The 21203-nt window shown below is 68.3% G+C and carries 19 protein-coding genes; 17 read left to right on the top strand and 2 right to left on the bottom strand.

Annotation, left to right across the window (positions count from 1 at the left end; genetic code table 11):
* Nucleotides 1–3: 3 nt before the first annotated feature.
* From ACN9MV_RS16060 to ACN9MV_RS15985, 16 genes are all read left to right on the top strand, one after another.
* Nucleotides 4–777 carry a 4'-phosphopantetheinyl transferase family protein gene (locus ACN9MV_RS16060; protein WP_256330727.1) on the top strand — a complete coding sequence of 258 codons (774 nt, stop codon included), beginning with the start codon at nucleotides 4–6 and terminating at the stop codon, nucleotides 775–777.
* Complete coding sequence (locus tag ACN9MV_RS16055; RefSeq protein WP_426393098.1) at nucleotides 774–1595, top strand: serine aminopeptidase domain-containing protein; 822 nt, start codon at nucleotides 774–776, stop codon at nucleotides 1593–1595. Before ACN9MV_RS16060 ends, ACN9MV_RS16055 begins: the two co-directional genes overlap by 4 nt.
* A gap of 1 nt (nucleotide 1596) precedes the next feature.
* Nucleotides 1597–2529: a hypothetical protein gene (locus ACN9MV_RS16050; protein ID WP_426393097.1), complete on the top strand. Its 933-nt coding sequence runs from the start codon at nucleotides 1597–1599 to the stop codon at nucleotides 2527–2529.
* A gap of 67 nt (nucleotides 2530–2596) precedes the next feature.
* Nucleotides 2597–3808, top strand: coding sequence for a polysaccharide biosynthesis/export family protein (locus tag ACN9MV_RS16045; RefSeq protein ID WP_426393096.1), 1212 nt, complete (start codon nucleotides 2597–2599; stop codon nucleotides 3806–3808).
* 36 nt (nucleotides 3809–3844) lie between these two features.
* Nucleotides 3845–6178: a polysaccharide biosynthesis tyrosine autokinase gene (locus tag ACN9MV_RS16040; RefSeq protein ID WP_426393095.1), complete on the top strand. Its 2334-nt coding sequence runs from the start codon at nucleotides 3845–3847 to the stop codon at nucleotides 6176–6178.
* Nucleotides 6175–6879: a sugar transferase gene (locus ACN9MV_RS16035; RefSeq protein WP_093058351.1), complete on the top strand. Its 705-nt coding sequence runs from the start codon at nucleotides 6175–6177 to the stop codon at nucleotides 6877–6879. Before ACN9MV_RS16040 ends, ACN9MV_RS16035 begins: the two co-directional genes overlap by 4 nt.
* A gap of 79 nt (nucleotides 6880–6958) precedes the next feature.
* Nucleotides 6959–7957 carry a GDP-L-fucose synthase family protein gene (locus tag ACN9MV_RS16030; protein WP_093058350.1) on the top strand — a complete coding sequence of 333 codons (999 nt, stop codon included), beginning with the start codon at nucleotides 6959–6961 and terminating at the stop codon, nucleotides 7955–7957.
* A gap of 34 nt (nucleotides 7958–7991) precedes the next feature.
* Nucleotides 7992–9317 (top strand): hypothetical protein, encoded by a 1326-nt coding sequence (locus tag ACN9MV_RS16025; protein ID WP_093173713.1) that lies wholly within the window; start codon nucleotides 7992–7994, stop codon nucleotides 9315–9317.
* Nucleotides 9318–9328: 11 nt separating this feature from the next.
* A complete protein-coding gene (locus ACN9MV_RS16020; protein ID WP_426393094.1) occupies nucleotides 9329–10426 on the top strand; it encodes a glycosyltransferase in 1098 nt (365 codons plus the stop codon).
* On the top strand, nucleotides 10423–11382 hold the full coding sequence (locus ACN9MV_RS16015) for a hypothetical protein (RefSeq protein WP_093058347.1): 960 nt from the start codon (nucleotides 10423–10425) through the stop codon (nucleotides 11380–11382). The genes ACN9MV_RS16020 and ACN9MV_RS16015 overlap by 4 nt, the downstream gene beginning before the upstream one ends.
* 45 nt (nucleotides 11383–11427) lie before the next feature.
* Complete coding sequence (locus tag ACN9MV_RS16010) at nucleotides 11428–12360, top strand: hypothetical protein (RefSeq protein WP_093074426.1); 933 nt, start codon at nucleotides 11428–11430, stop codon at nucleotides 12358–12360.
* A 20-nt stretch (nucleotides 12361–12380) separates the two neighbouring features.
* Nucleotides 12381–13640 (top strand): lipopolysaccharide biosynthesis protein, encoded by a 1260-nt coding sequence (locus tag ACN9MV_RS16005; RefSeq protein ID WP_426393093.1) that lies wholly within the window; start codon nucleotides 12381–12383, stop codon nucleotides 13638–13640.
* A complete protein-coding gene (locus ACN9MV_RS16000; protein WP_093173721.1) occupies nucleotides 13637–14884 on the top strand; it encodes a glycosyltransferase WbuB in 1248 nt (415 codons plus the stop codon). The genes ACN9MV_RS16005 and ACN9MV_RS16000 overlap by 4 nt, the downstream gene beginning before the upstream one ends.
* A 28-nt stretch (nucleotides 14885–14912) precedes the next feature.
* A complete protein-coding gene (gene galE / locus ACN9MV_RS15995; protein WP_426393091.1) occupies nucleotides 14913–16037 on the top strand; it encodes a UDP-glucose 4-epimerase GalE in 1125 nt (374 codons plus the stop codon).
* Nucleotides 16030–16809: a LuxR C-terminal-related transcriptional regulator gene (locus tag ACN9MV_RS15990; RefSeq protein WP_093058343.1), complete on the top strand. Its 780-nt coding sequence runs from the start codon at nucleotides 16030–16032 to the stop codon at nucleotides 16807–16809. Before galE ends, ACN9MV_RS15990 begins: the two co-directional genes overlap by 8 nt.
* Nucleotides 16810–16838: 29 nt before the next feature.
* Nucleotides 16839–18335 (top strand): mannose-1-phosphate guanylyltransferase/mannose-6-phosphate isomerase, encoded by a 1497-nt coding sequence (locus ACN9MV_RS15985; RefSeq protein ID WP_426393090.1) that lies wholly within the window; start codon nucleotides 16839–16841, stop codon nucleotides 18333–18335.
* Between the two features lie 26 nt (nucleotides 18336–18361).
* On the opposite strand, the gene ACN9MV_RS15980 is transcribed toward ACN9MV_RS15985, so the two are convergent.
* Complete coding sequence (locus ACN9MV_RS15980; protein WP_093074436.1) at nucleotides 18362–18964, bottom strand: DJ-1/PfpI family protein; 603 nt, start codon at nucleotides 18962–18964, stop codon at nucleotides 18362–18364.
* 85 nt (nucleotides 18965–19049) lie between these two features.
* Between ACN9MV_RS15980 and ACN9MV_RS15975 the strand changes: the two genes are divergently transcribed.
* Nucleotides 19050–20384, top strand: a complete 1335-nt coding sequence (locus ACN9MV_RS15975) for a PLP-dependent aminotransferase family protein (RefSeq protein ID WP_426393174.1) — start codon at nucleotides 19050–19052, stop codon at nucleotides 20382–20384.
* Between the two features lie 46 nt (nucleotides 20385–20430).
* On the opposite strand, the gene ACN9MV_RS15970 is transcribed toward ACN9MV_RS15975, so the two are convergent.
* On the bottom strand, nucleotides 20431–21087 hold the full coding sequence (locus ACN9MV_RS15970) for a dihydrofolate reductase family protein (RefSeq protein WP_093058339.1): 657 nt from the start codon (nucleotides 21085–21087) through the stop codon (nucleotides 20431–20433).
* Nucleotides 21088–21203 lie beyond the last annotated feature (116 nt).

Here is a 21203-nt window from a genome sequence, read left to right as displayed (position 1 = left end):
AGCATGAACAGCTCCGCCTACGCACTTTCCATCGACGCGCCGGTCTGCCGGTACGTCGATCTGGACAGCTTCACCGACCTGCTGCCCGCCCAGGTGCTCTCCGAAGAAGAATGCGCGCGCGCCGAGAACCTGCGCTCTCCCATCGACCGCCAGCGCTTCGTGGCTGCGCACATCGCGCTGCGGCAGGCGCTCAGCGAGTACACGGGCCTGCACAACGCCGCGCTGCAACTGTCCACCGGCTCCTTCGGCAGGCCCTCGCTGTCGGGTCACACGCGCACCCAGTTCTCGCTGAGCCACAGCCAGGGCCTGGCCTTGATCGCCATCGGCGGGCGCGGCCCGCTGGGCGCCGACGTCGAACTGCTGCGCCCGGTGCCGGATGCAGCGGTGCTCGCGGCGGAATACTTCACCCACCGCGAACAGGAAGCGCTGGCCGCCCTGCCCGCGCATGAACGTGACCGTGCCTTCCTGACCTGCTGGAGCCGCAAGGAAGCCTGCCTGAAGGCCATCGGCGTGGGCCTGCTGGTGTCGTCGCAGACCTTCGAGGTGGGCCTGGCGCCGGAGCGCCGCAGCGTCGAGCTGTCGGTGGCCGGCCGCATCCTGTGGCTGGTGGTGGGGCCGGCGCCCGAGCGGCTCGACTGCGTGGGCTCGCTCGCCGAATGGCGCCAGACCGAAGCCCGCGCCCAGTCGTTCGGGTCGGATGACGGCGGCACACACATGAGCCGGTCGACCGCTCCCAAGACGAGCACTGCAGCGCGCTACGCAGGGGCCACGCAATGACCCGCTTCACGCCGCTCATGTTCGGGCCGGCCTCGCGCCAGGTCTTCGGCGTGTTCCATGCGGCCGACGAAGACCGGGCGGAGAACACCGCGGTGCTCCTGTGCCCGCCCTTCGGGCAGGAGGGCCTGCGCACCCATCGCTTCTTCAAGGTGCTGGCCGAACGCCTCTCGCGCGCCGGCATCGCCACGCTGCGCTTCGATTTCTACGGATCGGGCGACTCGCCCGGCGACGAGAGCGAGGGCGAGCTCGACGGCTGGCGCCGCGACCTGTGCTCGGCGCACGAAGAACTGCGCCGGCGCGCGCCGGGCGCCTCCATCGTGTGGATCGGCGCACGGCTCGGCGCCACGCTGGCCGTCCTGGCCGCGCGTGGCGGACGCTGCGACCCCGTGCGGCTGGTGCTGTGGGAGCCGGTGATCGACGGACGCCGCTATGCGCGGCTGCTGCGCGAACAACACGTGGCCGCCATCGACACGACCTTCTGCATTCCCGACCTGGCCTGGCGCCGCGGCCTCGTGCAGGAGCCCGACGCGCTGCCCGAGGAAGCCCTGGGCACCGCGCTCTCACCCGCGCTGCGCGCACAGCTCGCGGCGCTGGTTCCCGAGTCGCTGCCGCTCACCGCCCTGCACGACACGCTGGTGCTGGCCGAACCCGACGACGAGCGCACCGCGCAGTGGGCCGCCGACCAGCAATCGCGCCACATGCCGGTTCGCCTCGCGTACTTCAAGCACCAGCTCGACTGGTCCTCCGACCCGTATCCCAACAGCGCGATGGTCCCGGCCGATGCGCTCAACCGCCTCCAGGGGGCCCTTCATGAATGACATGACGACAGCAAGAGCAACGCAGACGCCGATGCGCTTCGGCCCCAGCGAGGCGCTGGTGGGCATGCTCACGGCACCCGCGCAGCAGGCGCCGGGCGGCATTGCCTGCCTCATGTTCAACATGGGCGCCAACCACCGCGTGGGTCCGCGCCGCATCAACGTGAAGCTGGCGCACGTGCTGGCCGCGCGCGGCGTGAGCAGCCTGCGCTTCGACCTGGGCGGCGTGGGCGACAGCGACGCGCTCGACACCTCGCCCGACCTGCAGGCGCGTGCCGTGCACAGCCTGCAGGCGGCCATGGACATCGCCGAACGCATGCTGGGTGCCCGGCAGTTCGTGATCGTCGCCATGTGCTCGGGCGTGGAACATGCCATGTCGGCGGCCCTGGCCGATGCGCGCGTGGTGGCGGTGTCGCTGTTCGACGGCTTCGCCTTCCCCGAGCGACGCGCCCGCTGGGAGCGCAACCTGCGCCGCGCGCTGGCTGCACCCGCGCACCCGTCTTTTCCCGGCAAGGCAAGGCGCTGGCTGCAGCGCCACTTTTCGCGCAGCCACTCGACGACGGCGCTGCCTGGTTTCTTCGCGGAGAAGCGCGCGCCCGAAGTCAATGCGGCCTGGTTCGGCACTGCGCTGCAGAGCCTGGTCGAACGCAAGGTGGCGGTGCAGCTTCTGTATTCGGGCTCGCTGCATGTATGCGACCGCGGCCGCGACCAGCTCGGCGCCTTCGCCCGCCTGCCCTACACGCAGGCAGTGCAGTACGAGTTCATGGGCGAGGTCGATCACACCGTCTGCACGGAGAAGGGGCAGCGGCTGTTCCTCCAGTGTGTTGGCGATTGGGTCACCGACCGCTGCTTCGGCGCCAGCACCGAACGACGCAGCCAGAGCCGCCCGCTCGCGGGCGCCGAACACGCCATGCCCACCACCTGGGCAGCGCCCTGAGGCGCGCCTTTTCACCCTTTCATTCACCCCGAGCACCCACCTTCAACCGGCCGTCAAGGAGATCACCATGCAACGCAAAGATCCAGCGACGCAGTCATGCGGAACGCGCCCTCTCGCAGTCCGTGCCCAGGCACAGGTGGAGTCTCGCTTGCGATGGCTTGGCCTGGCCATGCTGCTTTCGCTCGGGCTGGTCGTGCTTTCGGGCTGCGCGCCGGGCTTCGGCTCGGTGGGGCCACTGGGCCTCGACAGCTCCACCGGTGACAGCACGGCCTCCGCCGGCAGCGGCAAGGTCATTGCGATCACGCCCGACCTGATCCGCGCGCAGATCGCGCAGAAGCCCAAGAGCGTGCCCGACAGCATCAAGCGCCTGTTCGCCGCGCCGCCGACCTACACCATCGGGCCGGGAGACGTGGTCGGCATCATCGTGTACGACCACCCCGAGCTGCTGCCGAACGCCGGCGCGGTGATCGCGCAGCAGTCCGACCCGACCGGCGTGACCGTCGCGCCCGGCTTCATCGTCGATGCCAAGGGCGAGATCTTCTTCCCCTACATCGGGCGTGCCAAGCTGCAGGGCCTGACGGAGAGCGGCGCGTCGGAGCTGGTCGCGAAGCGCATCAAGGCCTTCGTGAAAGACCCGCAGGTTTCGGTGCGCATCCAGTCGTTCCGCAGCCAGCGCGCCTACGTGCAGGGCGAGGTGCGCACGCCCGGCCTGCAGATCTTCACCGACGTGCCGATGACGCTGTCGGAGGCCATCAGCCGCGCCGGCAGCTTCACACAGGCCGGTGATCGTTCGCGCATCACGCTGACGCGCGGCGGTGTCTCGACGGAGATCAACCTGCCGGCGCTCCAGGCCCTGGGCGCCGACGGCAACAACATCCCGCTACGCAACGGCGACGTGGTGAACGTCGGCACCCGCGAGGACAGCCGTGTCTACGTGATGGGCGAAGTCAAGGCCCCGTCGGCGCTGCAGATGCGCAACAACGGCCGGCTGAGCCTGAACGAGGCGCTGGGCGACGCGGGCGGACCTGACCTCGCGACTTCCGACCCCGGCCAGATCTACGTGGTGCGCAATTCGCCCGACAACCTCGACGTGCAGCAGGTCTACAACCTCAACGCGAAGAACCCGGTGGCGCTTGCGCTGGCCGACCGCTTCGAGCTGCAGCCGCGCGACGTGGTGTACGTCGACCGCGTGCCGCTGGTCAGCCTGAGCCGCGTGTTCGGCCTGATTCTGCCGGCCGCCCAGGTCATCAATCTTGCCCGCGACACCGCACGCCGGTAAGCGCCTAGCACCCCGCAACAGGAAAAGGTGAATCCCATGAACGCGCGTTGGCAACCTACGCTTCCCGCACCCGCGGCCGCACCCGTGACGGTGCTCGAGACCACCGCCTGGACCCGGGAATCCCGGTTCCATGAATACCTCGACATCCTGATCGACAGCCGCTGGCTGATTGCCATCATCGCGGCGCTGGCCCTGCTGGTGGGCGTGGGCTATGCGCTGTTCGGCCAGCGCATGTACGAGGCCAACATCCTCATCCAGGTCGAGGACCCCGACCGCTCGGGCGGCAACTTCCCTGGCGACGCCAACGGCGGCGGGGGCATCAGCGTGAAGACGTCGACCGCCGGCGAGACCGAGATCCTGCGCTCGCGCATGGTGCTCGGCCAGGCCATGGAGAACACCAAGCTCTTCATCAGCGCCAAGCCGCTCTACACGCCGCTGGTGGGCGAGTTCCTCGCGCGGCATTCGAGCCATCTCTCCACGCCCGGCATCTTCGGCATGGGCAACTACGTCTCGGGCACCGAGCAGATCGCCGTGGCGCAGATGGACGTGCCGAGCGCGTTCGAAGGCAAGAAGTTCACGCTGATCGCGGGCGAAGGCGGCAACTACACGCTGACCAACCCGGACCTGGAAACGCCGCTGACTGGCAAGGCCGGCGTGCCGCTCGACGCCACCGTGCCCGGCGGCGCACTGCATCTGCTGGTGGGCTCGTTCGAGGCCCAGCCCGGCGGCGCCTTCGAGCTGGTGCGCCATTCGAAGCAGCTCACCCTGCTTGGGCTGCAGAAAGATCTGCGCGTGGTCGAGAAAGGCAAGCAGTCCGGCGTGATGGACGTCAGCCTGCAGGCCGAGAACCGCGGCCAGCTGGCCAACGTGCTCAACGAGATCTCGCGGCTGTACGTGCGCCAGAACATCGACCAGAAGACGGTGCAGGCAGAGCGTGCGCTGTCCTTCCTGGGCACCGAGCTGCCCAAGTTCAAGCAGCAGCTGGAGCAGTCGGAAGACGCCTACAACCAGTACCGCAACCAGAACGGCACCATCAACCTGGACGACGAGGCCCGCAATGCCCTGGCGCAGAACGTGGACCTGCAGGCCAAGCTGCTCGATGCAAAGCAGAAGCGGCTGGACCTGGTGGGCCGCTTCACTTCCGCGCACCCGATGGTGCAGACGCTGGATTCGCAGATCGCCTCGCTGAAGAAGGAGCTCGGCGCGGTCGACGGCCGCATCCGCCGCATGCCAATGCTGCAGCAGAACTCGCTGCGCATGCAGCGCGACATCAAGGTCAACACAGACCTCTACGCGACGCTTCTGAACAGCTCGCTGCAGATGCGGCTGGCCAAGGAAGGCAAGGTTGCCAACGTGCGCGTGCTCGACCAGGCCCTGCTGGCCGAGAAGCCCGTGCGGCCGAAGCCGCTGATCGTCATCGCACTGGCGCTGGCGGGCGGCCTGTTCCTCGGCGGCGCGGCGGCGCTGGCGCGCAAGAACCTGAAGCGCTCCATCGGCAGCCCCGAGGACATCGAGGCCGTCACAGGCCTGAGCGTGTACAGCACGATTCCGCTGAGCACCCAGCAGCGCGTGCTCGACCGCGCCATCCGCACCGGCAAGCCCGGCGTCAAGGTGCTGGCGGCGCTGCACGTGGAAGACCCGGCGCTGGAAGGCCTGCGCCGCCTGCGCACCACGCTGCAGTACGCGATGCTGGGCGCGCCCAACAACCGGGTGCTCATCTCCAGCGCCACGGCCGGCGCGGGCAAGACATTCGTGTCGTCGAACTTCGCCACGCTGCTCGCATCCTCGGGCAAGCGCGTGCTGCTGATCGACGGCGACCTGCGCCGCGGCAGCCTGAGCGAGGAGTTCGGCCTGCAGCGCAAGAACGGCCTGTCCGACGTGCTCGCCGGCGGCGTGCCGCTCGAGCAGGGCATCCACCACCGCGTGCTGCTGAACCTGGACGTGATGAGCGCGGGCACGCTGCATCCCGACCCCGCCGGGCTGATGGCCAGCGACGCCTTCGAGCACACGCTGGCAACGCTGTCCGCACGCTACGACGTGGTGATCGTCGATGCGCCCCCCACCCTGCTGGCATCGGAGACCGCAGCGATGGCACCGAACATGGGCACGCTGCTGCTGGTGGCCCGGGCCGACAGCAGCGAGATGGGCGAGCTGGTGGAAAGCGCCAAGCGCCTGGCCCACGTGGGCGCGGCCTTCCACGGCGTGGTGTTCAACGCGGTGGACACCTCGCGGCGCCAACACCGCAGCTATGGCTACGGCTACTACGGCTATGCCCCGGCCACGACAACACGCAGCGAACCCCACTACGCGCTGGACACGGCCGACACCGTCATGCCCAAACGCATCGAACCGGAGCACGCAACATCATGAGCACGCTTCGATCGACCACCCCCGCAGGGCGAGGAACAGGCAGCGCGGCGGCCAACACTGCCGCGTACGGGCCGCTCGGCGGCTCGCCCTGGCTGCGCCATGCCAAGCGCGCGGCCGACATCCTGATGGCCGGCTCGTTCTTCGTTTTCTTCGGCTGGGCCTACGCGCTCATCTGGCTCGGCGTGCTCTACACCTCGGGCGGCCCGGCCATCTACATGCAGCCGCGCTACGGCAAGGACGGCCGCGTCTTCAAGTTCTACAAGTTCCGCTCGATGGTGGCCGACGCCGACGCAGTGCTGGCGCGCCACCTGCGCGAGAACGAGGCCGCGCGGCGGGAATGGGCCATTTACCAGAAGCTGGTGCACGACCCGCGCATCACCCGCTTCGGCGCCTTCCTGCGCAAGTACAGCATCGACGAGTTCCCGCAGTTCTGGAACGTGCTCAAGGGCGACATGAGCATGGTCGGCCCGCGCCCCTGCATGTTCACGCAGAAGGACCTGTACGGCGACTACTGGGACCACTACTGCGCCGTGCGCCCGGGCATCACGGGCCTGTGGCAGATCAGCGGGCGCAACGAGATCAGCTACCGCCGCCGCGCCGCGATGGACGCGGAGTACGTGGCCCACCTGTCGCTGTGGCGCGACCTCGCGATCCTGCTGAAGACCTTCGGCGTGGTGACCGGTGCGCGCGGGTCGCGCTAGCCGCGGCCATCACCGCTTCTCCCGATTTCTCTCGATTTCGTCTCCCTCGAACTTCATCAACCTCTTCACGAAAGCTCATATGCGTATCTTTGTTGCAGGTCATCGCGGCATGGTGGGTCAGGCGACGACAAGGCGCCTGCGCGAACTGGGCCACGACGTGGTGACGCGAACCCACAGCGAACTCGACCTCCTCGACCAGGCGGCCGTGGCCCGTTTCTTCGCGACAGAGCAGATCGACCAGGTCTACCTGGCGGCGGCGAAGGTCGGCGGCATTCACGCCAACATGACCTACCCCGCGCAGTTCATCTACGAGAACCTGGCGATCGCCACCAACGTGACGCACCAGGCATTCGTTTCGGGCGTCAAGCGGCTGCTGTTCCTCGGCTCCAGCTGCATCTACCCGCGCATGGCAGAGCAGCCGATCCGCGAGGAGTACCTGCTGGGCGGCAAGCTCGAACCCACCAACGAGCCCTATGCGATCGCCAAGATCGCAGGCCTCAAGCTGTGCGAGAGCTACAACCGCCAGTACGGCGCCACGCACGGCATCGACTACCGCAGCGTGATGCCGACCAACCTGTACGGTCCCGGCGACAACTACCACCTTGAAAACAGCCATGTGGTGCCGGCGCTGATCCAGCGCTTTCACCTGGCAAAGATCAGCAATGCGCCCAGCGTGCTGATCTGGGGCAGCGGCCGCGCGCGGCGCGAGTTCCTGTACGTCGACGACATGGTCGAGGGCTGCATCGAGGTGATGAACCTGTCGCGCGCCGAATACGACCGGCAGACCGACGCGATGCGCGGGCACATCAACCTCGGCACCGGCGAAGACGTGTCGATCGCCGAGCTCACCGAGCTGATCCGCGACGTGGTGGGCTACACAGGCGCCATCCGCTACGACCTCGCGCAGCCCGACGGCGCACCGAGAAAGCTGCTCGACGTGTCGCGCGCCAGCAGCCTCGGCTGGCACGCGACGGTGTCGCTGGCCGAAGGCCTTCGCCGCACCTACGCCGACTACCAGACGGCGATCCGCCCGGTCGAGGAAATCGACCCGATCCAGACGGCGCAGGTCGCCGCCTGAGCCACCCCGGCAGCCACACCACAGCAGGCCCACCATGCGCATCCTCTCCTTCTGGTCCGGCATCGTCTGCGCCATGCTGTGCGGCCTGGTCGACCCCGTGTGGGGCTATGCGGCGGTGTGCGCGCTGTCGCTGATCCAGCTCTCGCTGCTGGGGTCCTCGGGCTCCAGCGTGTTCCTGCTGATCCACTACGCGACGATCCTCACGTACTTCTCGATCGCGCCGGCGATGCAGATCTCGCACGACGTGGAGTTCTGGGAGGCAGGCGTGATGAGCACGGCGGCGCACACGCAGGCACTGATGCTCCTGCTGCTGTACATGGCCGGCGTGGAAGCCGCGCGGCTGGGCGTGCCCGACGTACCCGCGCACCTGCCCGGGGGGCACGACCGGCGGCTGGTCGGCGTGGCCCACCCTCTTCTTCTGCTGCTGAGCTGCTCGCTCGCGGCCTTCGCCACGCTGTTCATCAAGCCCGAGCTCAACTTCGTGGCGCGCGGCCTCACTGGCACCAGCGGCGGCGAAGAGAACGTGCCGATCGACTTCATCTTCTATTCCACGCTGCCCAAGCTGGTGGTGCTGATGTGCTTCGTGGCCCTGGCCATCCACGCTGTGCGCCGTCGCACGCTGTGGTCCTGGTGCGCGGCGGGCCTGGCGTTCGGCCTGGCGCTGGCTGCGGCCAACCCGGTGAACACGGCGCGGCAGGTCTTGCTGATCGGGCTGCTGCCTCTGCTCATCCACGCCCTGGGGCGCAGCCGGCGCTGGCTGCTCGGCAGCGTGATCTTCGGCTCCATCGCGGGCCTGGGCCCGGTGCTGAACCTGATCTCGCGCGGCAGCTTCTGGGGCGAAGAGCTCACGACCTTTCCGTTCAGCCAGGACTTCGACGCCATGTTCGTGGTCGCGGGCATCCTGGAGCGCGCACCCATTCCCGATCTCGGCTGGGGTCGCTACCTGCTCTCGGCGTTCTCGTTCTTCCTGCCGCGCGACCTGAAGATGTTCCCGGACTTCGACCCGCTCGGCTGGTCGGCCATCCTCGGCAACTTCTCGCAGAGCAACCTGTCGCTGCCGCCCTTCACCACGGCGTATTTCGACTTCGGACTGGCAGGGCCGGCACTGTTCGGCTATGCGATCTCGGCGGGCTTTCGCGTTGTCGACCGCGCCATCGATCCGAACCGGCCGCTGTCGGGCTCCTACCTGTCGGCGCTGGTGCTGCTCGCCGCCTACGTGCCGTTCATGCGCGGCCCGATCCTGGGCTGGGGACCGTTCGCGGTCTCGGGCCTGATCGCCGCCGTCATTGCCGGCGCCCTGAGTTCCCGTGCCCGCCGGCCGCTGCCGCGCGCGGTGCGTCACGGCCTTCCGAGTGCGTGAGGACGTCGCACATGGCCACCTACCTCTACTACGACACCGTGCGCCTGAACAAGGCGGCCGGCGGCGTGCTCAACGTGTCCGAGGTGCTGCTGCGCCACATGCGGATGTCGCGGGACGACCGGGTCGAGCCGGTCAGCGAGCGGCATCCGCGCATCTACGCGCTGGCGCAGCGCCTGAAGATCAGCCGCTTCGTGCTCGACACGCTGCTCTACAACTTCCACTACCTGCGCGCGCTGCTCATGGGCGAGCAGCTGTTCTCGGTGTTTCCCAACTACTTCCTGCCGCTGACGTTGTTCGGGCGGCATCGCGATTCGATCGTCATCGTCCACGACCTGCAGTACAAGGCCTACCCGCAGTACTTCAGGCGCAGCAAGCGGCTCTTCCTCGATTGGAGCCTCTGGCGCGCGGCGCACAGCGCGGCGGATGTGGTCTTCATCAGCCGCAGCAGCCAGCTGGACTTCGAGCGCCATTTCGGCCACTGCGAGCATTCGGCCGTGATCTTCAACCCGGTGGACGCGCCCCGGGTCGGGGCGGCCCCCACTACACCGGGTGCAGCAACGAATGCGGCGCCGGGCGAGCGCTACCTCATCGCGGCCTACCACTACTACCCGCACAAGAACTTCGGCGGCATCCTCGCCCTCTTCGAGCGCATGAAGCGCGCGGGCCTGGTCGACTACCTCGACATCACCGGCAACGGCGCCGCCGATGTCGAGCGCATGGTGGCCGCGCTGGCGCCCGAGGTGCGTGGCTCGGTGCGGCACCGGGGGCTGGTGTCGCGCGACGAGCTGCTGCGGCTGTACCAGGGCGCCACCGCGTTCATCTCGCTGTCTACCTTCGAGGGCTTCAACCTCTCGGCGGCCGAAGCGGCAACGCTGGGCGTGCCGCTGCTGCTGTCGGACATTCCGGTGCACCGCGAGCTGTTCACGGACTACGCCTTCTTCGTGGGCAGCGCTGCCAGCGACCCGTACCGGCTGGCCAAGCACCTCGCGCGCCACGAGCGCACGCATCCGGTGTGGGCCCATGCCACCGCCTGCGCGCCCGCGGCGGTCGCGGGACGCTATCTCATGCTCAAGCGCGGCGCGCTGTCGCTCGCCCGGGCCATGCCATGACGAAATGGCCGTTCCCCGCGATGCGTTTTCTTGCAGCGCTGCTGTTGCTGGCAGTGATGCCGCTGGCCGGCCGCGCACAACCCGCGGTCACATCGGCGGGCGCCCCGATGCCGGGCTTCGGCGTGATGGTGCATTACCTGCCCGACAAGCAATCGATCAACGAGATCAAGCGCTTCGACGTCGAGGCCTTCGCCTCGACGCTGGCGGACATGCGCGCCTCGCACTTGATCCTGACGCTGGGCCAGAACAACGGCCAGTACATCGCGCCCAATGCCGCGCTCGAAGTGCTCTGCCCGGGCAGCGCCGCGAACCGCTCGCCGCGCGACCTGCCGATGGAGATCGGCCAGGCGCTGCGCAAGCGCGGCATCTCGCTGATCCTCTACCTGCCGTTTCGTGCGCCGCAGGCAGACCCCGCGCTGATGGATTGCCTGGGCGACGTATCCGAGCAGGAGCCGCCGCCCGCGCGCTTCATCGCCGCATGGTCGAGCGTGATCCGTGACTGGTCGGAACGCTACGGCTCGCTCGTGAGCGGCTGGTGGTTCGACGGTACCTACAACACGAAGGGCATCACGCCGGCCGGCTGGGAAATGCTGTGCAGCGCGGCCCGCACGGGCGCCGCCAACCGCTGGCTGGCCTTCAACGCGGGCGAAGGAGCTGAGCGCTTCAGCGCCAAGTCGGCGCCCTGCCAGAACCTGATGGCCGGCGAATACATGCAGCCGCCAGCGCATCTCACCGCCCCGCCATCGGAGCTGGCGCTGCACGTGCTGACACCGCTGAGCGCCTCGTGGGGCCGCGAGGCGCCGGCGCGCTTCACGGCTGCGCAGCTGCGCAGCTGGATTTCGGAAGCGGCCGCCGTGCGCGGCCTCTTCACGCTGGACATGCCCATCGACGCCGCCGGCCGCTTTCTTCCCGCGCACGTCGCGCTGATGAAGAGCGTCACCGCGCGCAAGCCCTGAGCACACCGAACGCTGTCACATCCCGTCAACCCTCAACCAAGCGCCATGAACCCAACCCTGCCCTTCATCGTCGTGGAAGACCGCCAGAACAAGACCCTCGCGCTGTGCCGCGAATCGGCGGCACTGGCCGGCGAGCCGCTTTTCGTGCTGTCGGACACCGACGCGGGCCCGGCCTACGAACGCTTCTGCCGGTCCTACGTGCATCTGTCGAGCAACCCGCCGGAGTTCGAGAAGATCTGCTTCCGGCGCTACTTTCTCCTAGCGCAGTTTCTGGAATCCCACCCCGAAGTGCGCGAATTCGTGCTGATCGACAGCGATGTGCTGCTTTTTCAGGGTGCGGCGCCGCATATCGCGCGGCTTGCGGGCAAGTCCGACTTCTCGGGCTCCTGCATGCAGTCCGCGGACGGCTGGAACCCCTGCCAGATCTCGCCCCATGTCAGCTACTGGACCGCGAACGGCCTGCGCCGCTTCGTGGCCTACGTGCTCGACAGCTACGCCACCCCCTCGGGCCGCAGGAAGCTGCGTGACATCGCGGGACGTTTTGCCGCGCGAGGCGTGCGCGGCGGCGTGTCCGACATGACCCTGCTCTATCTCTGGGCCCACGCCACGGGCAACGACGCCCCCATCAACCGGGTGCTCGACGGCACGGTCATCGACCACAACATCAACGGCATGCACAACCTCGTGCGGCGGGAGTTCAAGGTGCTCGGCGGCGCCAAGCGCATTGCATACCGCGATGGCAAGGCCTGGCTGACGAGCACCGCCGGCGAACTGACGCGCGTGGTGGCACTGCACTTCCAGGGCAGCGCCAAGATGGCCATGCCCTTCGCGCTGCGCGGCCACATGCACACCGTGGCGGCCGTGACCTACGCGCTGCAGATGGCCCGCCGCGCGAAGAACAACGCGTTCCGGGCCGGTGCATTCGTGCGCCGGCTGTTCGACACCGGCCGCGTATCCCGCGCCCCGGTCGGCAAGTAAGCGTGAAGCCAGCCGACGCCATGAAGCACTTCAGCCTGTCACTTGCTCCGCCCGGCGCGCGCATGGCCTGGCTGTCGGGCCTGGGCGCGCTTGCTTCGCGGCTGTATGTGTACCTGTCGGGCTTCCTGGCGATCTTCCTGATGGCGGCGAGCATTTCGCCGGCGCGCTTCGGCGAGTACTCCATCTACCAGTCGGTCATGGAAGTGGCGCTGGTGATGGGCACGCTGGGCAGCTCGCTGCTGTTCTCGCGCAATGCGGCGAGCGTGCCGCCGGGCGTGACGCGCGGCGACGTGGTGCGCACGCTGGCCATCGGCCTGCCGCTGGCCACGGTGCTGGTGACGGTGATCCTCACGGTACAGCACATGCCCGTGGGCGACGCGCCCTTCCTGCTGCTGGTGGCCACGCTGGCGGTCTTCTCGTTCAACAGCCTGCGTCTCTCGTTCAGTCGCGGCCTCGGCCACGCGGGGCTGCTCAACCTGGAGGCCGGCATCCGCGCGACCATCCTGGTCGTGGGCATAGGCCTGTGCGTGGCGGTGCGCTTCGACCTGGGCGTGGCGCACCTGCTGCTCATCAACCTGTTCGCCGTCGTGGTGGTGTGCGTGGCCGTCGGCCTGCCGGGCAATGGCGCAGCGCCACCGGTCGGGCGGGCCGCGCTCGGGCTGGCATCGCAGGCCGGAGCGACGGTGTATTCGCTGCTCATGTTCCTGCTGCGCAAGTCGGACCTGCTCATCGTGGCGTACTTCATGCCGCTGAGCTACGTGGGGGCCTTCAAGCTCGCGTTCCTGCTGGCCGAGGCGCCGTCGCAGTTCGTGCAGGCCTTCCTGGTCACGAAGACGCCCGCGATGCTGGAAACGGACGCAGGCAATTTCACTGCGGCCAAGCTGCGCCTGGCGAAGCATTCCTTCCTGCTGGGCTGCGGGCTCTTCGTCGGGCTGGCTGCCCTCATCTCGGTGGCCGCGCCGCTGCTCAAGCTGGGCAACGAGGCGCGCACCATCTTCATGTGCATTGCGCCGTACTTCCTGCTGCGCACCTACACGATCCACCACGAGATGGTGTTGTCGCTGAAGACCTCGATGGGCTCGCTCGGTGCCTGGGCGCTGGTGGAGGTTGCGCTGCGGCTGGCGTCATACGGCGCGGTGGTGATGGTCTTTCCGGACAGGCCGCACTACGTGTTCTTCATTGCCTGCGTGACCGACTTCGTGCTGTACGAGACACGCATGCGCCTGCAATTCGGCTTCTTCCCGATCGTGCGCCTGCTGACGCGGAGGCAGGCATCGTGAAGATCCTCGTCTACTCGATGAACTTCGCTCCCGAGCTGGCCGGCATCGGCAAGTACTCGGGCGAGATGGCCGAGTGGCTGCACGCCCGCGGGCATGAGGTGCGGGTGATTGCGTCGCCGCCCTTCTTTCCGCAGTGGTCGGTGCTCGAGGGCTACTCGGCATGGGCCTACCGCAAGACCGACTGGAACGGCGTGACGGTCTGCCGCGCGCCCACCTGGGTGCCTTCGAAGCCTCGTGCGCTGGGGCGCATCGGGCACCTGCTGTCTTTCACGCTGTCGAGCATTCCGCTGCTGCTGGCGCAATTGCGCTGGAAGCCTGACGTGGTGTTCGTGGTGGAGCCGCCCATCTCCTGCGCGCCGGCTGCGCTGTGCTTCGCGAAGCTGCTCGGCATCCGCTCCTGGCTGCACGTGCAGGACTACGAAGTGGACGCTGCATTCGGCCTCGGCTGGTTGCGTGGCGAACGCGTGCGGCGCTTCGCCCTGGCCGCCGAGCGCTGGCTGATGCGCAAGTTCGACCGGGTGTCGTCCATCTCTTCCACGATGTGCACCAAGGCGCTGGAGAAAGGCGTGGACGAATCGCGGCTGGTGCTGTTTCCGAACTGGGTCGACGTGGAAGCCATCCAGCCCGTTGCGCGACCGCCGGTGGCCGAAGGCGTGCCGGCGCAGGGCTTCCGGGCCGAGCTGAACATTCCCGCCGGCGCGGTGGTCGTGCTCTACGCGGGCAGCCTCGGCAGCAAGCAGGGCATCGAGCTGCTGGCCGAAGCGGCGCGACTGCTGGTGTGCTCCCACAACATCCACTTCGTGTTCTGCGGCAACGGCCCGAGCCGGGCCTCGCTGATGGACGCCTGCATCCGGCTGGGCAACACGCATTTTCTTGATCTGCAGCCTGCCGAAAGGCTCAACGAGCTGCTGGGCATGGCCGACATCCACGTACTGCCACAGCGCGCCGATGCCGCCGACCTCGTCATGCCGTCGAAGCTGGGCGGCATGCTCGCAAGCGGCCGTGCCGTGATCGTGACCGCGCATGCCGGCACCGCGCTCAGCGAGGCCGTGTGGGGCCGCGGCGTGGTGGTCGAGCCGGGCGATGCGGCCGCGCTGGCCGATGCCATCGAACAGCTCTCGATGTCGCCCGAAACGCGCGAGCTGCTGGGCTCGGCCGGCCGCCGCTTCGCCGAGGCCGAACTTGACCGCAACGCAATCCTGCAGCGCCTCGAAGAGGAACTGCAGCGCTGCATCGCCGGCTGACGCGGCACCCCACACGAGGACCACGACCATGCCCAAGTCCACATCCGCACCCAGGGTCCTCGTGACCGGCGGCGCCGGCTTCATCGGCAGCCACACCTGCGTGGCGCTGATCGCGGCGGGCTACCTGCCGGTGGTGCTCGACTCGCTCGTCAACAGCGACGCGCGTTCGCTGCAGCGGGTGGCGTGCATCACGGGCGTCGAACCCGTTCTCGTGCGCGGCGACGTGCGCGACGCGGCGGCGCTCGACCGCGTGTTCGCGGCACACGGGATCGAGGCGGTCGTGCATCTCGCGGGACTGAAGGCGGTCGGCGAATCGGTGGCCGACCCGGTGAGCTACTACGACGTCAACCTGGCTGGAACCCTGGCGCTGGTGCAGGCCATGGGCCGAGCCGATGTGCGCACTCTGGTGTTCTCCTCATCGGCCACTGTGTACGGCGACTCGCGGCCCTCGCCCATTGCGGAGAGCGCACCTTACGGCGCGGTCAACCCCTACGGCCGCACCAAGGCCATGGTCGAGACCGTGCTGGCCGACCTGGCGCAGGCCGACGCACGCTGGGGCATTGCCTGCCTGCGCTACTTCAACCCCGTCGGTGCGCACGAAAGCGGCCTGCTCGGCGAGCGCCCGCACGGCCCACCCAACAACCTGATGCCCTACATCTCGCAAGTCGCGGCCGGCGAGCGTGAATGCCTGGTGGTGCACGGCGACGACTACGAAACGATCGACGGCACCGGCGTGCGCGACTACGTGCACGTGATGGACGTGGCCGAAGGCCATGTGGCGGCGCTGCGCCACGCAGTACGCCACAGCGGCATTCTCATGACCAACCTCGGTACCGGCCGCGGCGCCTCGGTGCTGGAGGTTGTGTCGGCCTTCGAGCGCGCAAGCGGCCGTCGCATCGCCCTGCGCATCGGGCCGCGCCGCCCCGGGGACGCACCTGCCTACTGGGCCGACGCGCGCAGCGCCTTCCTCGCCTTCGGCTGGCGCGCGCGCCGCGACCTCGACCAGATGTGCGCGGACAGCTGGCGCTGGCAGGCCACGAACCCGCACGGCTTCGACGATCCGGCGCCGGCCTTTACCGCGGACCTCCCGCGCTTTCAGAGCAACGGCACCAGCACCCACATCAACTCCAACCTGGGACACACCCATGTCTGACAACCCATCCCCCTTTCTTGGCGAGCAGGCCGATGGCCGCTCGGGGTTTCCACCGGGCATCGTTCCGCCTGTTGCGCCGCTGTGGCCCGGCTTCCTGACGGGGCAGGAAGATGCGCCGGTGCGCGTACTGCTCGTGGATGACGACGAATTCATGCGCCGGGTGATAGCGCAGGAGCTGCTGTCGGACCTGCGCATCCAGCTCGAAGGCCAGGCAGGCAGCCTGCGCGACGGCCGCCGTCTGCTGGCCACGCACGAGTTCGACGTGCTGATGGTCGATCTGCGGCTTGGCGACGGCACCGGCTTCGACCTGATCCAGGAAGCCCGCGAGCAACATCGCACGGGAGAAATCATCGTGATCTCCGCGCTCGAGGACGAGTCGCACGTGCTGCATGCCTTCGAGCTGGGCGCCACCGGTTACCTGCTGAAGGACGCGTGGCTCCAGAGCTTCGCGCAGGCCGTGCTGCAGGTGGTCAACGGCGGCGCGGCCATCACGCCGCGGCTGGCGCGCCGGCTGCTCTCGCGGCTGAGCCACCGGCCCGACAGCCGCACGCCGCCGTCGGTGGAGCCGCCCCCGCGCGAAGCGACGCTGACGGCGCGCGAGTGCGAAATCCTGCGCTTCGTGGCGCGCGGCCATGTCACCGAGGAGATCGGCGTCAAGCTGGGCATCTCGGGGCAGACCGTCAACGCCCACATCAAGAACATCTACAAGAAATTGCACGTGCATTCGCGTGCCCAGGCCGTGAGCTATGCGGCGTACTCCGGCCTGATCTGAACCCCCGCCCCACCACAACGCAAACGATCATGAACACCCCCCTCATCCATCCCGTGGTCCTGTGCGGCGGCAGCGGCACGCGGCTGTGGCCTTTGTCGCGCAAGGCGCTGCCCAAGCAGTTCGCGCCGCTGGTCGGCGGCAAGAGCCTGCTGCACCTCACGCTCGAACGGCTGGCGGTGCTGAATGCCGACATCACCTGCGTCACGTCGGAAGACCATCGCTTCCTGGTGAAGGAAGCGGTGGAAAACGCGCACGCCACGGGCCTGCAGATCCTCGAGCCGGTGGCGCGCAACACCGCTGCCGCCATGGCCTCGGCCGCGCTGCTGGCCGAGCCCGACGACCTGCTGCTGTTCGCGCCCTCCGACCACCACATTCCCGACGCCGCGCTGTTCGCCCGCACCGTGCGCACCGGCGTCCAGGCCGCATTGGCCGGCAAGATCGTCACCTTCGGCGTGGTGCCGAGTTTTCCGAGCACCGCCTACGGCTACATCGAAGCCGGCGAACCCTCGGCCGATGGGCGCAGCCAGGCCGTGGTGCGCTTTGTCGAAAAGCCTACGGCAACGGTGGCTGAACAGCTGATCCTGCATGGCGGCTACAGCTGGAACGCGGGCATCTTCCTCGTGCAGGCGCGCACGCTGATCGCAGCGCTGCGCGGGCATGCACCCGACATCCTGCTGGCCTGCGAGCGCGCCACTGCCGCCGTTGCAACCGACGGCAGCTTCCTGCGGCTGGACCGCGCAGCCTTCGAGGATTGCCGGGCCGACAGCATCGACTACGCCGTGCTCGAAAAGCACAAGGACATCGCTGTCGTGAAGTTCGAAGGCTTGTGGAGCGACGTCGGCAGCTGGAACGCGGTTGCCAGCCTGCACCCGGCGGACGACGCGGGCAACCGGCTGAGCGGCAAGGCCAGCGCGCTGAACTCGCGCAACACCTTCATCCACGCGCCGCACCGGCCGGTGGTGGCGCTGGGCACCGAAAACCTGATCATCGTGGACACCCCCGACGCCGTGCTGGTGGCCGGCGCTGGCTGCGCCGAGCAGGTGGCCGACGTGGTGCGCAAGCTCTCGCTGGAAGGCTGCGCCGAGGCCACCGAGCACCGCCGCGTGGTGCGGCCCTGGGGCGCGTACGACAGCATCGACCTGGGCGAGCGCTTCCAGGTCAAGCGCCTGACCGTGAAGCCCGGCGGCAAACTGTCGCTGCAGATGCACCACCACCGCGCCGAGCACTGGATCGTGGTGAAGGGCACGGCGCGCGCCACCTGCAACGGCGAAGTCACGCTGGTGCGCGAGAACGAATCGATCTACCTGCCCTCGGGCGCCATCCACCGGCTGGAGAACCCGGGCAAGACCGTGCTCGAAGTGATCGAGGTGCAGACCGGCGGATACCTGGGCGAAGACGACATCGTGCGCTTCGACGACACCTACGGGCGCTGCGGCCCGGTCAGGACACTGGCCGACGCATCGCCGACGCAGGCTTCGGCCGGGTCGGGGGCGAATGCGGTGCTGCATGCGCCCATAAGGCGCTGAGCTGTCGATTCAGCCCGCACAAGAGGTCATTGCGGCAGGTACGGCGTGATGTTTCCGAGTGCGTTGGCCACGTAGGCTTCCTTTTCGCCCACCGGGGCGACGTAGTGAAGCGCTGCGGCGGCAGCCTCCAGCCCTTCGGTGCGGGCAATGATCCAGCCGGCCAAATAAGGCGCGGCAAAGCAACCACCCGCAGTTGCGACATTGCCACGCGCATAAAAGGGCTGGTTCAAGACCTCCACGCCGGCCTCCTGCACCCAGGGCTTGGTGGTCAGGTCAGTGCAGGCCGGTATGCCGCCCACAAGGCCGAGCTTGGCCAGGATCAAAGTGCCCGAGCACTGCGCTGCGATCAACTGGCGGGCCGGATCGAGCGCCAGGCGCCCCATCAGCTCGGGGCTGGCGACGACCTCCCGCGTCTTCACCCCGCTGCCGACGACGACGGCATCCGCGAGGCGCGCATCCTCCAGCAACGACTGGGCACGTACGGTCACGCCGTTCATTGACGTGACTTCAGGGGTCGGACAACACAGGCTCACGCGCCAATCCGGCTTCTTGATACGGTTGAGCACGCCCAGCGCGATGAGCGAGTCCAGTTCGTTGAAGCCGTCGAAGGTGAGGATCGCGATGTGCATAGGATTCGTGCGTGAGGGCTGAGATGCGCTCATCGTAGGCCGGGCGATCAATACAATCAAAAAATTGTCATGCATACATCGCACGATGGCCGAAGCCCGCTACAAGCAACTGGTCGATGAACTCGCCGCCGAGATCCGCGCGGGACGCCTGCAGCCGGGCACCCGCCTGCCTACGCACCGGCGGCTGGCCGAGCGCCACGGCCTGGCGCTGGTTACTGCTTCGCGCGTCTATGCGGAGCTGGAGGCGATGGGGCTGGTCAGCGGCGAGGTCGGCCGCGGCACCTTCGTGCGCGAAGCGGCGATGCACGGCGGTGTTGGCGTCGATCAGCGGACCATGGCACCGGACCTGGTGGACCTGAACTTCAACTACCCATCGCTGCCCGGACAGGCCGAGCTGCTGCGCGCCGCACTACGGCAGCTCGCCGCCGGTGGTGAACTGGACGCCATGCTGCGCTATGCACCCCATGGCGGCCGAATGCATGAACGCGCCTGCGTCGCCCGGCATCTCGCGTCGCGAGGACTGGCGGCCGAGCCGTCGAGCGTGCTGCTCGTCGACGGCGCACAGCACGGGCTGGCAGTAACGGTGATGGCGCTGCTGCAACCGGGCGACGTGGTCGCCGTCGACGCCCTCACCTACCCCGGCTTCAAGGTGCTCGCCGAGGCACACCGGCTGGAACTGGCGCCCATACCGGCATCCGGACAGGGGCCGGACCTGGACGCGCTGGAACGCCTGTGCGCGCGCCGCCGCGTGAAGGCCATCTACGCGATGCCGACCCTGCACAACCCGCTGGGCTGGGTGATGAGCGCAAGCCGGCGCCGCCGGCTGGCCGCCATCGCAAGACGGCATGGCCTGCTCATCATCGAAGACGCGGCCTACGCCTTTCTGGCCGATGACCCGCCGCCGCCGCTGGCAACGCTGGCACCGGAGACGACGGTGTATGTCTCGGGTCTTTCCAAGAGCGTGGCGACCGGGCTGCGCGTGGGCTTCGTCGCCGCGCCCGATGTGTTGGTGCCCAAGCTCGAACGCGCAATCCGGGCCACGACCTGGTGCACGCCGGGCGTGACCACGGCCATCGCCTGCGCGTGGCTGGAAGACGGCACGGTCAATCGCCTCGAGGCGGAGAAACGGCGGGACGCCGCGGCGCGGCAAGCCATCGCCAGCGAGGAGCTTGCCGGACTGCGGTGCGTGCGGCACCCTTCGTCGTACTTCGTCTGGCTGTGCCTACCGGACGAAACCCGCGCCGACTTGGTTGCGGCGGCGCTGATGCGCGATAGCGTCTCGGTGTCCACTGCCGAGCCCTTCGCGACGTCACAGCACGTGCCGCATGCGCTGCGCCTCGCACTGGGGTCGGTCGGGCTGGACGATCTGCGCAGTGCGCTACGGACGGTGCGACGAGTGATCGGGGAGCGGTCGTTCTGAGATGACGTGGCGGGACCCCGTCGACATTTGAGCCACTCTTCCCATGTCAAGGCGCGCTGCGGCGCAGGAACATATGCGTGGCGCGCTCGCCTGCCACCTGTCGTTCGCAGCTGTAGCCCATCGCCGGCAGGTCCAGGCCTGCGAACAGCGCCTCGCCTTTGCCCAACAGCACCGGACGCACGGCCAGGTGCAGTTCGTCGATCAGCCTGGCCTTCAAGTATTCGCGTACGGTGGCCACGCCGCCGCCCACGCGCACGTTGCGCGCACCCGCGGCGACCTGTGCCTGTGCCAGCGCTTCGCGGATGCCGCCGGTGACGAAGTAGAAAGTAGTGCCACCCTGCATCGTCAGCGGCGCGCGGGCATGGTGGGTCAGCACGAAGACCGGCACGTGGTACGGGGGCTCATCGCCCCACCAGCCTTTCCAGCTCTCGTCCGGCCAGGGACCGCGCACCGGCCCGAACATGTTGCGTCCGAGGATCCAGGCACCTATTTCGGCGAAGCCTTGTTCGGCGATCTCGTTGTCGATGCCGGTCTCGCCGTTGGCCTCGCCCGTCTTGTGCATCTGCTGCCAGACGCGCGTGGGAAAGAACCAGTCCATGAGTTCAGGACCACGAACGCCCAGCGGGTGCTCCAGGCTCTGGTCTGGGCCAGCGGCGAAGCCGTCGAGCGAAACGCTGAAGCTGCGCACCAGTACTCGGGTCATGGGGCTGTCTCCTGAAAAAAGAGAGGCCACATCCTAGCGCGGTCGGCTTCCTCTGGGGCGACAAGGCTGGTGGCAAGATTCAGGAACCCTCCACGCGCACCCTGCTGCGGCGGCTC

Source organism: Variovorax sp. R-27 (assembly GCF_049913215.1).
GTDB lineage: Bacteria > Pseudomonadota > Gammaproteobacteria > Burkholderiales > Burkholderiaceae_C > Variovorax.
This window is presented reverse-complemented; position numbering and strand designations above follow the sequence as displayed.

Bases quoted from the DNA above. Each gene is read 5' to 3' on its own strand.
- ACN9MV_RS16060 (WP_256330727.1), top strand. From the start codon at position 4: ATGAACAGCTCCGCCTACGCACTTTCCATCGACGCGCCGGTCTGCCGG.
- ACN9MV_RS16055 (WP_426393098.1), top strand. From the start codon at position 774: ATGACCCGCTTCACGCCGCTCATGTTCGGGCCGGCCTCGCGCCAGGTC.
- ACN9MV_RS16050 (WP_426393097.1), top strand. From the start codon at position 1,597: ATGACGACAGCAAGAGCAACGCAGACGCCGATGCGCTTCGGCCCCAGC.
- ACN9MV_RS16045 (WP_426393096.1), top strand. From the start codon at position 2,597: ATGCAACGCAAAGATCCAGCGACGCAGTCATGCGGAACGCGCCCTCTC.
- ACN9MV_RS16040 (WP_426393095.1), top strand. From the start codon at position 3,845: ATGAACGCGCGTTGGCAACCTACGCTTCCCGCACCCGCGGCCGCACCC.
- ACN9MV_RS16035 (WP_093058351.1), top strand. From the start codon at position 6,175: ATGAGCACGCTTCGATCGACCACCCCCGCAGGGCGAGGAACAGGCAGC.
- ACN9MV_RS16030 (WP_093058350.1), top strand. From the start codon at position 6,959: ATGCGTATCTTTGTTGCAGGTCATCGCGGCATGGTGGGTCAGGCGACG.
- ACN9MV_RS16025 (WP_093173713.1), top strand. From the start codon at position 7,992: ATGCGCATCCTCTCCTTCTGGTCCGGCATCGTCTGCGCCATGCTGTGC.
- ACN9MV_RS16020 (WP_426393094.1), top strand. From the start codon at position 9,329: ATGGCCACCTACCTCTACTACGACACCGTGCGCCTGAACAAGGCGGCC.
- ACN9MV_RS16015 (WP_093058347.1), top strand. From the start codon at position 10,423: ATGACGAAATGGCCGTTCCCCGCGATGCGTTTTCTTGCAGCGCTGCTG.
- ACN9MV_RS16010 (WP_093074426.1), top strand. From the start codon at position 11,428: ATGAACCCAACCCTGCCCTTCATCGTCGTGGAAGACCGCCAGAACAAG.
- ACN9MV_RS16005 (WP_426393093.1), top strand. From the start codon at position 12,381: ATGAAGCACTTCAGCCTGTCACTTGCTCCGCCCGGCGCGCGCATGGCC.
- galE (WP_426393091.1), top strand. From the start codon at position 14,913: ATGCCCAAGTCCACATCCGCACCCAGGGTCCTCGTGACCGGCGGCGCC.
- ACN9MV_RS15990 (WP_093058343.1), top strand. From the start codon at position 16,030: ATGTCTGACAACCCATCCCCCTTTCTTGGCGAGCAGGCCGATGGCCGC.
- ACN9MV_RS15985 (WP_426393090.1), top strand. From the start codon at position 16,839: ATGAACACCCCCCTCATCCATCCCGTGGTCCTGTGCGGCGGCAGCGGC.
- ACN9MV_RS15980 (WP_093074436.1), bottom strand. From the start codon at position 18,964: ATGCACATCGCGATCCTCACCTTCGACGGCTTCAACGAACTGGACTCG.
- ACN9MV_RS15975 (WP_426393174.1), top strand. From the start codon at position 19,050: ATGGCCGAAGCCCGCTACAAGCAACTGGTCGATGAACTCGCCGCCGAG.
- ACN9MV_RS15970 (WP_093058339.1), bottom strand. From the start codon at position 21,087: ATGACCCGAGTACTGGTGCGCAGCTTCAGCGTTTCGCTCGACGGCTTC.